The sequence below is a fragment of the Sulfurospirillum cavolei genome (genome assembly GCF_001548055.1).
In the GTDB taxonomy this organism is placed as follows: Bacteria; Campylobacterota; Campylobacteria; order Campylobacterales; family Sulfurospirillaceae; genus Sulfurospirillum.
In genome coordinates this window covers 1,898,641-1,911,209 of the sequence record NZ_AP014724.1, presented here as the reverse complement: position 1 = coordinate 1,911,209, position 12,569 = coordinate 1,898,641, and the positions used below count along the sequence as shown (strand labels likewise).

At 46.5% G+C, this 12,569-nt stretch carries 12 protein-coding genes; all 12 read left to right on the top strand.

Annotated elements, in window-relative coordinates; all coding sequences use genetic code 11:
* Positions 1–96: 96 nt before the first annotated feature.
* On the top strand, positions 97–1,197 hold the full coding sequence (gene ychF / locus UCH003_RS09605; RefSeq protein WP_060826349.1) for a redox-regulated ATPase YchF: 1,101 nt from the start codon (positions 97–99) through the stop codon (positions 1,195–1,197).
* A gap of 188 nt (positions 1,198–1,385) precedes the next feature.
* Complete coding sequence (locus UCH003_RS09600; RefSeq protein ID WP_060826348.1) at positions 1,386–1,946, top strand: molecular chaperone TorD family protein; 561 nt, start codon at positions 1,386–1,388, stop codon at positions 1,944–1,946.
* Entirely contained in the window at positions 1,943–4,219 is a 2,277-nt protein-coding gene (locus tag UCH003_RS09595; protein ID WP_173636962.1) for a molybdopterin-dependent oxidoreductase, read from the top strand. Before UCH003_RS09600 ends, UCH003_RS09595 begins: the two co-directional genes overlap by 4 nt.
* 12 nt (positions 4,220–4,231) lie before the next feature.
* The gene (locus tag UCH003_RS09590) at positions 4,232–4,867 is read left to right on the top strand and encodes a 4Fe-4S dicluster domain-containing protein (RefSeq protein WP_041961941.1); all 636 of its coding nucleotides are present in this window, start codon (positions 4,232–4,234) and stop codon (positions 4,865–4,867) included.
* Positions 4,868–4,870: 3 nt separating this feature from the next.
* Positions 4,871–5,239, top strand: coding sequence for a hypothetical protein (locus tag UCH003_RS09585; protein ID WP_041961940.1), 369 nt, complete (start codon positions 4,871–4,873; stop codon positions 5,237–5,239).
* 86 nt (positions 5,240–5,325) lie between these two features.
* The gene (locus tag UCH003_RS09580; protein ID WP_060826347.1) at positions 5,326–6,018 is read left to right on the top strand and encodes a response regulator transcription factor; all 693 of its coding nucleotides are present in this window, start codon (positions 5,326–5,328) and stop codon (positions 6,016–6,018) included.
* The gene (locus tag UCH003_RS09575) at positions 6,005–7,672 is read left to right on the top strand and encodes an ABC transporter substrate-binding protein (protein ID WP_060826346.1); all 1,668 of its coding nucleotides are present in this window, start codon (positions 6,005–6,007) and stop codon (positions 7,670–7,672) included. The genes UCH003_RS09580 and UCH003_RS09575 overlap by 14 nt, the downstream gene beginning before the upstream one ends.
* Positions 7,665–9,332 carry a sensor histidine kinase gene (locus UCH003_RS09570; protein WP_060826345.1) on the top strand — a complete coding sequence of 556 codons (1,668 nt, stop codon included), beginning with the start codon at positions 7,665–7,667 and terminating at the stop codon, positions 9,330–9,332. Before UCH003_RS09575 ends, UCH003_RS09570 begins: the two co-directional genes overlap by 8 nt.
* 271 nt (positions 9,333–9,603) lie before the next feature.
* Positions 9,604–9,903 carry a c-type cytochrome gene (locus UCH003_RS09565; RefSeq protein WP_041961938.1) on the top strand — a complete coding sequence of 100 codons (300 nt, stop codon included), beginning with the start codon at positions 9,604–9,606 and terminating at the stop codon, positions 9,901–9,903.
* A 7-nt stretch (positions 9,904–9,910) separates the two neighbouring features.
* Entirely contained in the window at positions 9,911–10,411 is a 501-nt protein-coding gene (petA, locus tag UCH003_RS09560; protein ID WP_060826344.1) for a ubiquinol-cytochrome c reductase iron-sulfur subunit, read from the top strand.
* A gap of 9 nt (positions 10,412–10,420) precedes the next feature.
* Positions 10,421–11,674 (top strand): cytochrome b, encoded by a 1,254-nt coding sequence (locus UCH003_RS09555; RefSeq protein ID WP_060826343.1) that lies wholly within the window; start codon positions 10,421–10,423, stop codon positions 11,672–11,674.
* Complete coding sequence (locus UCH003_RS09550) at positions 11,671–12,525, top strand: c-type cytochrome (protein WP_060826342.1); 855 nt, start codon at positions 11,671–11,673, stop codon at positions 12,523–12,525. The genes UCH003_RS09555 and UCH003_RS09550 overlap by 4 nt, the downstream gene beginning before the upstream one ends.
* The last annotated feature ends 44 nt before the right edge of the window (positions 12,526–12,569 follow it).

Sequence of the window (12,569 nt, the reverse complement as noted above, 5' to 3'; positions counted from 1 at the left end):
TAGTACGAAAGGCGAAGCTCTTTCGTACCTGTTTGAGCGTTTTTAAGACGCTTTTGGGTAAAATCGCCCTTAAAAGTTAATTAAAAAGGTCAATCTATGGGTTTAGGTGTCGGTATCGTAGGACTCCCCAATGTCGGAAAATCTACCACGTTTAATGCGCTGACCAAAGCGCAAAATGCAGAATCAGCGAATTATCCTTTTTGTACGATCGAGCCCAATAAAGCCATCGTACCCGTTCCCGATCCGCGGCTTGAAGAGCTTGCGAAAATCGTCAATCCCGAGCGTATTCAACACTCTACCGTTGATTTCGTGGATATTGCGGGCTTGGTTAAGGGTGCTAGTGCGGGCGAGGGACTGGGCAATCAGTTTCTCTCCAATATCCGTGAAGTCGAAGTTATTTTGCATATGGTACGTTGTTTTGAGGACGAAAACATCACGCATGTGGAAAACAGCGTCAATCCGATACGCGACATCGAAATTATCGAAACGGAACTGATTTTAGCCGACGTGCAGCAGCTCGATAAAAAACTCGATCGCTTACGACGTCAAGCCAAAGCCGATAAAAGCGCGCAAGGAGTCTTGGAAATCGCAGAAGCGTTAAGAGCGCATTTAGACGAGCTCAAACCGGTGAGTACGTTTGCCAAACAAGACGATGCACACTTTGAAGCTTTGGATAAAGAGCTTCGTTTTCTCTCCAACAAAACCGTCATTTACGGCGCAAACGTCGATGAAGCGGGACTTTTAGAGGAAAATGATTTTGTCAAAGCGGTCAAAGACCATGCTAAAGCAGTCGGTGCGGACGTGGTCGTGTTGTGCGCGAAAGTCGAAGAAGAGATGGTCGCACTCGAAGAAGAAGAGGCGGAAGAGTTCTTAAAAGAGTTGGGCGTGCAAGAGTCCGGCTTAAAACAGATTATTCGTTTGGCATTCGAAAAATTGGGGCTTGCGTCGTATTTTACCGCGGGCGTTAAAGAGGTACGCGCATGGACGATTCGCAAGGGATGGCGTGCCCCCAAAGCCGCTTCGGTCATTCACAACGACTTTGAAAAAGGTTTTATCCGTGCCGAAGTGATCGGCTATGACGATTATATTGCATGTCAGGGCGAAACCGGTGCTAAAGAAGCGGGTAAAATGCGCTTAGAAGGCAAAGACTACGTCGTCCAAGACGGCGACGTCATGCACTTTAGATTTAACGTATAATTTCTACTTTTAACGTTTCGCCGCACGTTTGTATGCGGCGAAACGCCTCTACTTTTCTTCACATGTAACGTTTCCCTACATTTAACTTTTTACGTCGTTTTCTGCTTGTTTTGCGATTTTTTTGCTCTTTTTTTCATTTACCATTCTTGTACGTTTCTAAATAAAACAGATTACATAAAGAGTTTAAAATGCAAAATGATCTTCTTTCTCGATCAGAGCGTTTGGCGACGCTCAAACGTTTACGCGATTTTTTCAACGCGCACAATTCTCAAACGCTTAAAGAGGCTTACGATGCGTTTTCGCTCGAGCATTCGATCGACGAGGACGAACTGGAAATTTTATTCAATCGTTATTTCGTGGGTCCCATGGAACCGATTGCCGATCCTTTTGCCTCGGTCTATATCGACGATCCTCAAAGCGTGATGACGCAAAGCACCTTACATGTAAGATCGCTTTACGAAACGATGGGCTTTTTTTATCCCTTAAAAAACATCGTTCCCGAAGATCATATCGGCGTGGAGCTGGATGCGTATTACCAATTGATTTATTTAGAAGAGGTCAAAAACGTCGCTTACTTAAGCGAACTTCGTTACTACTTTTTTCACGAGCATATCGCGGTTTGGATGCCGCAATTGATCGAACGCGCGATGCATGGACGAAGCGAAGGCGACAATGCGATTCACTTTATTTTAAACGAGCTCAAATCATTCTTGATAAGAGAAACAACGACAACAAGGAGTCACGAATGAGTTATTCCAAAGCAAAGGTTGAGGAGATACTCAACAACACGATCAGCAGAAGGAGCTTTCTCAAAGGGCTTGCCGCAAGCGGTGTTTTATCCGCATTGCCCGGAGGCGTTTTGGAGGCAAACGAAGATTTGAATACGAAAATCCCCTATTCGGGCGAAAAAAGTTATCAAACTTTCCGTAATGCGTGTCCAAGAAACTGCTACGATACCTGTAGCATCAAAACCTACGTCAAAGACGGCGTGATGCAGTTTATCGAAGGCGCGCAAGAATCGACGTATACCCGAGGCGGATGTTGCGTTAAAGGTAACTCGTACGTCAAGCGCGTCTATTCGGCACGACGTCTTAAGTATCCGATGATGCAAGTCGGCGGCAAGGGAAGCGGAACGTGGAAACGTATTTCGTGGGATCAAGCCATCGACATCATTGCTAAAAAACTTTTGGACATGAAAAAAGAAGACGGTACCTTACTGGGTGCGGCATTGACCAAATATTCCGGTAATTTCGGCATTACGCATTACGGTATCGAGGGTATGTTTAACTCCATCGGCTATACGACGCGCCTTGCGGGAACGCCGTGCTGGCCTGCGGGTATCGATGCGCAAAACCTCGACATGGGCGATATGTGGTGTAACGATCCTGAAGAGATGAAAGACAGCAAATTTATCATTCTTTGGGGTGTCAATCCTGCCGCAAACTCCGTACACTCCATGAAGTACATATATGAAGCCAAAAGCAAAGGGGCGAAGGTCGTCGTGATCGATCCGATTTTTACGGAAACGGCATCTAAAGCAAGCCAATACCTTCAGATCAAAACGGGAACGGACGGCTTATTGGCTTTGGGAATGGCAAAAATCATCATCGATGCAAAATTGCACGATCAAAAATGGTTGGACGCTCATTCCAAAGGGTATAAAGAGTACAAAGCGTATCTTGATAAAGAGGTAAAATTAGACGACGTCTCCAAAGTGACGGGTATTCCTTTAGCGATGATTAAAGAGTTGGCTTTATCGTTTGCCAAAGCAAAACCTGCGACCGTTTGGATGGGGTACGGTATGCAACGCCACACCAACGGCGGTTCCATGATCCGTGCGATCGATGCGTTGGTGGCAGTAAGCGGCAATATCGGCAAATACGCGGGCGGTGCACGCTATGGACACCTTAACACGTGGGGTTTTAACTACGCGGCACTCAGCCAAGTCAAACCCGAAGGCAGTGTCGGATACACGGGACCTGAAGGTGCCAAAGGCGAGTTTGCTCAAGTGGGCGGCGAAAAAGCGGCGTATACCGATCGCTTTTTAAACATCAATAAAACCGCGCGTGAACTGATGAGTGCCAAAGAGCCAAAAGTAAGACTTCTTTGGGTCGCATGTAAAAACGTTTTCGCGCAAGATTTTGATCGTAACCAGTTGATTCGCGCGTTTCAACAGCTCGATCTTGTGGTCGTTGCCGATCAATTCTTTAATGAAACCGCTAAATGGGCGGACATCGTACTTCCCGTAACCACTCAATTTGAAGAGTACGACGTTAACGTCTCTTACTGGCATTATTGGTTGAGCATCAACGAGCAAGCGATTAAACCGCTTTTTGAGATTAAGTCTGATCTTGAAATCGCGGCGATGCTTTCCAAACGTATGAATCAACTCTCCAAAGGTTCGTGTACGTTCCCGCAAAGCGTGGACAGTAAAGAGATGACGATCAAAGAGTTCAATCCGGCAATTTACGAGCAATTCGGTATCCAATCATGGGAAGAGCTTAAAAAGGGTCCTGTTAAAGCCAAAGCGGTTATTCCCTATGCCGACGGTAAGTTTAAAACCCCTAGCGGTAAATTTGAGTTTTATTCGGATAAAGCGTTGGAGCTTTTCGGTAGCGCATTGCCGGCGTATCTTGAAGTTCGTAAGCCCTACGATCGTTTCCGTATGACCTCACCTCACAGCAGGTGGAGCTTGCACTCTCAGTTCCAAAATTTGGAATGGATGGAGGATTTTCATCCGGAGCCGTATGTGTATATCAACCCTGATGATGCGGAAGAAAAGATGGTCGACACGGACGATATGGTTGCCGTTTTCAACCGCCAAGGTGTTTTACGCGTGCGTGCGAAAGTGACCGATAACGTTCAAAAAGGAACGCTTTTGATGTACGAGCAGTACTACCACAACAAAATTTACAACGTGAATGAACTCGTCGATGATACCAGTTCAGACATGGGTGCGTTTAAAACGGGTGCACCGGGTGTTGCGTTACACGATACGTTTGTTAATTTCAAAAAACTATAAGAGGAGAGGACGATGCAAAAAGCATTTTTAGTCGACGGAAGCATCTGTCTTGGATGCAATACCTGTGCTATGGCGTGTAAAAACCAATACCATCAAGACCAAGGCGTTACGTGGCGAAAAGTCCGTGAGATCGGTGCGGAAGATTATCTGATCGACAATAACAATATTTTACCGACGCTGACCTCGTACCAAAAAGCACCGAAAGTGTCGATGCCGATGGAGCGATTTTACTTCTCCTTGGCGTGTAACCACTGCGAAAACCCCGCTTGTGTCGCCATTTGTCCGGTCGGGGCGCATACGAAAGATCCGGAAACGGGTATTTGTAAACACGACCAAAGTATCTGTATCGGTTGCGGCGGTTGCGTGAAAGCGTGTCCGTTCGGGGCATCGAAGTTCAATACGAAAATGGGGCGTGCCGAGAAGTGCAGTATGTGTTGGGAGCGACAAGAAGAGGGCAAAACGACCGCGTGCGTCCAATCGTGTCCGGTTCATGCGATCACGATCATCGATCTCCACGACCCCAAATACAAAGAGCTTCGAAGCGACCCTATCGGTATCGACTATGCGATCGATGCGGAGACGAAACCTTCGACACGCTTTATCCATCCCTTTATGCCTAAAGAGATCTACCGACAACCTAAAGGATAAACGATGTTACCGCTAAAGCTCAAAATCGCATGGTGTATGCTCTGGGCTTTACTCGGTTGCGCTTGGGGCAGTATGGGAGCCCCGAGCGTGTGTAGTTTCGGCGATCCGCAGTTTGGCGAATTGTCGCATCAGCACGTTGAAATCGAAGAGCCTGCTCAATACCGCGTCGGAGAGGAAAACTTCGTTATAATAAAACTGGAAAAGCCCGATCTGCCCTCAGGCTACTTTGTCAATGTTCTGGTCGATACGCTCGAATCGCCTTCTTCTTTGCCGGTTATGCAAGGCTGGTATCCGAAAACGAGCATTCGTCCTTTAAGCGAAGGACGGCACGTTATCGGCATACGCGTCAATTTGATTTATAAAAGCAGTTGAGGCGGAATTTTAGTTGCAAGTCTTGCAAATACGACACTAAAATTCAACGCACGCAAGTAAAAAGCTTTGCGAAGGAGCAAAAAAACGTGGATAAGCTTTTTTTAGAGCATTTGAAAGCCCTCAGAATTTTGTATGCCGAAGACGAAGACGGCATACGCAAAAATATCGCCGCATCGCTTCGCTATTACGCCAAAGAGGTGTTGGAGGCGGAAAACGGGAAAGTCGCTTTGGAGTTGTACCGAAAAGAACGCCCCGATATCGTGATAACCGACGTACTGATGCCCGTCATGAACGGAATTGAGCTGGTCGAGAAGATTCGTGCCGAAGACGAAACGACGCCTTTGGTGATTATTTCGGCGCATACGGATAAGGAGTATTTGCTAAAAGTCGTCGACCTTCATTTGGAGCAGTACATCGTCAAACCCGTCAATCTCAAAGGATTGCTCGAAGCGTTGCAGCGATGTTTAAAACGCATTAGCAAAAACCATGCGATCGTCTACGAATTGCCGTGCGGTTACTTTTACGACGTCGATCATAAAGAACTTCGGTTTGAAGGCGAGATGATTCATCTCAACAAAAAAGAGGCTCTTTTTTTAGAACTTTTATTGCACAATAAACAACGCATCGTCACGTACGACGAGCTCCAGTCGCATATCTGGCAAGACGACGTGATGACCGATAGCGCGCTTCGTTCTTTGGTGCGAAATTTACGCAAAAAACTGCCCAAGGATTTCATCACGAACCTCTCGGGCGTAGGATACCGATTTGAAATGTGCTAGACTTTTGTATTGGGGAATTTTGATCGCGCTGATCGCGCATGCCGAGGGTTGGAAAGAACCTTTTCATGCGCGCCAAGACGACTTTAATACCACGCTTCTAAATGAAAGGCTCGAAGGATCGCATATCAGCGTTTTTTTCCCGACGATGCCGTATCTGTATGTTTCCAAATTGATTAACGGGACGCTCGTGCGTTCCAGCGATAACGAAAACGGCTGGGAATACATGATGGCGACGTCCCATCGCAAGATCGACGATTTGACTTACGAATTAACGCTCAGACGCGGCGTCTTGTTCCAAAACGGTACACCCTTTAACGCCGATTCGGTGGTGGAAAATTTTCGCTATTTTATGCAAGACCCCGTCGTTTATTCGGACATTCATAAAAGGCTTCAAAGCGTCGAAAAAGTCGATGCCTACACGATTCGCATTCACTTGAACAAGCCTTACGGATTATTGTTCAGCGACTTAACGTCGATCAATCTGTATCCGAGCGAGTACTTGAAGCGTTACGGTTGGAGCACCAAAGAGGGTTCTACATGTAACAGTATGCAAGCTCCAGGCCCGTGGGGATTGGGACCTTACCGATTGGAAAAAGGGTATGCGACGGGACGGTATCAAACGCCGACGTTGGAGTTGGTCGCCAATGAAAATTACTACGAAAAAGGGCTTCCTTACATCGAAAAAATCACGGTCTACACGGAGCTGACTTCCCAAGAAGCCGTACGAATGGCATTGGAAGAGGGAACGCTCGATATTACGCCGATCCCGTTTAATAAAAAAGTCGAAACCGTGCTTTCCAAGTACGCGCGATTGGTTACCAAACCCTCGCTTCACAATATCTCGATCTATTTTAACCTGCTAAAACCCAAGAGTCGTTTGCAAGATCAAAAGATCCGCATTGCACTCAATAAAGCGATCAATCAGGAAAACCTTTTAAATTTTGTTTACAAAAACGAAGGTGTGTTAGCCCCGAGCGAAGCCAGTCCCAATTACCGTTCGATCAAACGCGCTATCACGGATTTGCCGACGTGGGGACAACGTGCAAGAAATACCGCCGACGAGGAAAAAGCACTCAAACAAACGCTTGAGGGATTGCACCTTAACGTCATTACGATGGATCGGTTTATGTTTTTATGGCACGGGATCGAGCATCAGCTCAAACGCTACGGTGTGAGTTTAGAATATACGATTACGCCGAACGAAAAAGTCATTTACGAGCAGCTCTTAACCAATCGCGAATCGCCTAAAACATGGGATATTTTGACATGGGGAAATGACGATTGGAGTAGTAACAATCCGTGGACGGCATTTTTTGCGTACCGTGTTGCCGATAAATGGTCGGCAATGGACAAAGACGACGTGATGCAAACGTATATCGAGCAGTTTTTCGACGCAGAGTTTCAAAGCGAAAGTTTTTACGAAATCGTCTCTAAAATCGTCCATCGTGCCTATGAAAAAGCTTACATGTTAGCCGTTCCCGCACCCAATATCGTTTTGGCGGTCAACAAAGAGGTCTCTTACGAGCCTTCTTCGGTGTTGCTGATGCCGCTGTGGAAAGCAAAAATTACGAAATACCATCGCTCGATCGCTACGTCGGCATATCCTAAAGAGCGCGAAGCTCCGTTGATTCCTTTAAGGTTTAGCTATGATTAAATACCTCTCCATTCGGCTTAAATTTTTGTTGATGGCGTCGCTGGGCGTTTGTTCTATCGTGACGCTCTCTTTTTTGGCGTTTGACATTACGCAAAAAGGGGTCGTGAACGTCAACAACGTTTTTGAAGGCTCCAAGCGCGTGCAGACGATCCAACAGACCTATATTTTGCCGCTTTTTAAGCTCAGAGAACAGTCGCTCTCTTTAATTATGGCACCCAACGAAGATTTGCGTAAAGATATTTTACGGACGATCAATGCGATGTATCAAAAGATGGACGAACCTTTCCAACGTTTGCCGAAAAACGTTTACGATCAGTGGCAAAATTACGTAACGTTGATTAGGGCGAACCAGTCTTACCTCAAAGACGATTTTGAAGAGGGCGCGTTTATTAACGCCAATACGGTTGAACGCGACCAATTTTACGCGCTGATGGATTCACTAGATGAAATGCAGCAAAACGAGCTTTCCCATGCTTCGGATACCTTTACCAAAGCCAACAAAGAGGCAAATAATTCGCGTTATTTTATCGTCGTATGGCTGATCGTTATTATCGTGCTTACCTTGCTGATCGGTTCGTATATCGCCAAAAATATCGTCGATTCTACCTTACATGTCAGCAAAGGACTGCGCGAATTTTTCGATTATCTCAAGTCGCCCTCGACCGAAGAGGCGACAAGGATTCATATCCCGTTGAATAATAAAGACGAGTTAGGCGATATGGCGCGGCGTATCAATAAAAATATCGAAATTATCCAAGCCAATTTGGAGCAAGACAGCAAACTGATCGAAGATGCGACCAACGTAGTGGAAGATTTGAAACTCGGCAACTTGGATCGACGCTTGGTGGCGCGCGCCAACTCCGATCAGCTCAACCTTTTAAAAGCCGTGATGAATGAAATGCTCGATAATTTGGAATTTCGCATTCAGCAAGAGATCGATGAGCGCACGCGTCAAGAACAGCTTTTAATCCAGCAAAGCAAACTTGCCGCCATGGGCAATATGATCGGCAATATCGCGCACCAGTGGCGTCAACCTTTGGGCGAAATTAACGCGCTTTTGATGATTATTCAAGTCAGACGCCATTTTGAAGATTTTACCGAAGAGTTTTTAAACGCCAAAATCGAAGAGTGTAACCGCATCACCGAGTACATGTCCAATACCATCAGCGACTTTCAAAACTTCTTCAAGCCCTCCAAAGCCAAAGAGATTTTCGACGTGACCCATGCGTGCGAACGCGCCAGTTCGATTTTGCAAGCATCGCTCAAATACCACTCCATCGAGTTTCGTTTGGAAAAAAGCGAGGGTGCGCAGGTCTTAGGCTATCCCAACGAGTTTGCGCAGGCGATCTTAAACGTTTTGTCCAATGCCAAAGACGTTTTGATCGAACGTCAAATCGAAGCACCGTACATCGCGATGAGCGTTAAAAACGGCAAACGCTACACGCTGATCAAAATCGAAGACAACGGCGGCGGCATCGCGGCGGAGCATATCGAGCGTATTTTCGAGCCTTATTTTACGACCAAACACGCCAAACAGGGTACTGGAATCGGGCTTTATATGACCAAGATGATTATCGAAAATAATATGAACGGCATCATTAACGTCAGCAATACTCAAGACGGCGCGCTTTTTACGATTAAGCTCAAACGGGAAAGTTAGCGATAGCTTGGACGCCGCCTTTGACACAAAAAACTTGCTTTAATTTATGAGAGTTCTTTGCAGAACTCTTGACACGTCTTTAAAGCAAAGCTCTAAAGACTACGTTAACACTGCGTTTTCTTCGGCAGAAAGCCCACGCACCTTTGGTGCTTTTTCTTTTTGCAAAAGTCTATTTTAAAAATTAAGATTACCTCTTCTTTTTGGGCTTGATCTCATTTTTTTGCTATTTTTTTTTACTACGATGCGGGAAATTAATTTCAAGGAGTCGTAGATGAAACTTTCAACCCTTACATGTAGCGTTGCGTTGGTATGGTGTAGCCTTGCTTTAAGCGCATCGGCCAATCCTTTATATTCCAAGTGTATCGCCTGCCACGGAGCGCAAGGCGAGAAAGCCGCGTTAAATAAAAGCCTCGTGATCAAAGAGATGAGCAAAGAGGATTTTGTTAAAGCCCTCAAAGGGTATAAAGACGGCAGTTACGGCAGAGAACAAAAAGCGATGATGAAACCGCAAGTTGCCAGCCTCAGCGATGCGCAAATCGAAGAGTTAGCCTCTTTTATCACGAAAAAGTAGTCTATCGATGGCACAACACAGTAGGCGCGATTTTATAGGCTGGGCTCTAGGCGGTATCAGTGCCGTAGGCGGAGTGCTTGCCTTGGGCGCGATGAAAAAGAGTTGGGATCCGCTTCCGAGCGTTCAGTCGGCGGGTTTTGTCAGCGTCGATCTTTCCGGTATGAAAGAGGGCGAAATGCACACGGTTCAATGGCGCGGTAAACCCGTTTTTATTTTGCATAAAAGCGCGGAGACGCCAAGCAACGACAAACGCGATATTCGTATCGGCGAAAAGCGATTTGTCGTGTTGATCGGGCTTTGTACCCATTTGGGGTGCATTCCCTCTTACGAGGCGAGTTCTCAAACGTTTAAGTGCGCGTGTCACGGCGGCGTTTTCGATGCGAGCGGTATTCAAACGTTCGGCCCGCCGCCTCGTCCTTTGGATATTCCTCCTTTTAAACGAAACGGTGAAACGATCGTCTTGGGCGAAGAGGGTGCGGAGTATCAAAAAATGACGAAAAAAGCCTAAGGAGGCGTTATGGCACAAATAAAAAAAGCCGAAGGCTTTATCGATTGGCTCGATCAGCGTTTGGCGGTGAAAGCCTTTATGCGCGTGATGATGAGTGAGTATTGGATTCCCAAAAATATCAACTTTTTATGGGCGATGGGCGTGGTTTTGATCGCTTTGTTTGCGGTATTGTTGGTGACGGGACTTTTGTTGCTGATGTATTATAAACCGGACGTTGCTTTAGCGTTTGATAGCGTGAACTATACCATTATGCAAGAAGTCGAGTACGGTTGGTTGTGGCGACATATGCACGGCGTTGCGGCGTCGGCGACGTTTTTGATCATCTACATTCACCTTTTTACGGGTATTTACTACGGCTCGTATAAAAAAGGGCGCGAGATGATTTGGTTGACGGGTATGGTGCTTTTTGTGGCGTTTTCCGCCGAAGCGTTTAGCGGCTATATGCTTCCTTGGGGACAGATGAGCTACTGGGCGGCGCAAGTCATCACCAATCTTTTCAGCGGTATTCCCGTGATCGGCGATGCGGTGGTCATTTGGATACGCGGCGATTACGTTGTTGCCGATGCGACGTTGACACGCTTTTTTATGTTACATGTCGTTTTATTACCGCTGGTGATCTTAGCGGTCATCGCGGTGCATTTTTACACGCTTCGCTTTCCGCATGTCAACAACCAAGATTCCGTAGAGCTCGATTTTGAAGCGGAAGCGAAAACATACAAAGAAGGGCGCGTTAAAGAGTCTAACGTCGTACCGTTTTGGCCCGTGTTTTTATCCAAAGACTTTTTCGTCGTCGGTTTTTTTATGACGTTTTTCTTCTTTTTGGTCTGTTATCACTTCGATTTTGCGATGGATCCGATCAACTTTGAACCCGCCAATTCGATGAAGACTCCGGCACACATCTATCCGGAATGGTATTTTTTGTGGAACTACGAAGTGCTTCGAGGCTTTTTCTTTGACATCGGCGGCATGGCGGCGATGGACATCGGTTTGATCGCGTTTGTGTTTGCCAATACGGTGTTTTTTTTACTGCCGTTTTTGGATCGCAATGCGATGAATACGGCTCCGGCACATAAACGTCCCGCGTTTTTCGTGTGGTTTTGGTTTCTGGTCGTCGATATGATCGTCCTTACCGTTTACGGTAAATTGCCGCCGACGGGCGTGAACGCATGGGTCGGCTTTTTTGCCGCGGTGCTTTTCTTAGGGCTTTTTATCGTCCTGCCGATTATCACGAAATACGAAGCGAAAAAAGGAGAGAAGGCATGAGAGAAGTGAAGATTTTAGCCATTGTGGTCTTCTTTACCGCCGTGACGTACTGGGGCGTTGAACCGTATGCCCATTCGCAAATGCACCCGCATGTTGCCCCCGCCGATTTTGGTTTTAAAGAGATGGCGCCTTTACATGTCAACGGCAATGCGGACAACGGCAAATTGCTCGTCGAGGCAAATTGCATCGCGTGTCACGGTATTAAAAGTCTAGGGTTGGAAGCACCGATGAGCCCTGAAGATGCGGCGAGTAGCTACGGTGTTGTCCCACCCGATCTCAGTCATGCGGGCGTGATTTACGATAAAAATTACCTAGCAGGATTTTTAAAAGACCCCGTGCGTGCAACCAAGCTTTCGCACAAATTCAACGATGCAAAGCCCTATGCTATGCCAAGTTACGGCTTTTTCAGCGATCAAGAGATTGCCGACGTCGTGGCGTATTTGAACAACATCGGCTCTTCGCCGATCAGTGATAAAGCGGTGTTTGAAGAAGCGTGCGGCAGATGCCACAGCATGAAATACGATGCATTAAAAGCTCAAACGCCAAGCGCATCGATGAAAAATTATTTGGGAGCCGAAGCACCCGATCTTTCGATGATGATTCGCTCTAAAAAAGCGGAGTATTTAACCACGTTTATCAACGAACCATTGAAAATGGTCGAGGGCATTGCAATGCCTCGCGTGGGACTGAGTGAAGCGTCTCAACAGCAAGTGATCGCTTACTTGGAAAAAGTGGGCGATCGCAAGAAAGCGGAGCGTGAGAGCCTTGGCTTGCAGCTCATTGGATTTATGGCTATTTTTACCCTAATAGCGTATCTGTGGAAAGTTTCGATTTGGAAGAGAGCGGCGTAAGCCGCCTCTTTTTTGACACCTATCTTCTCTTTTATTTCTTCTTA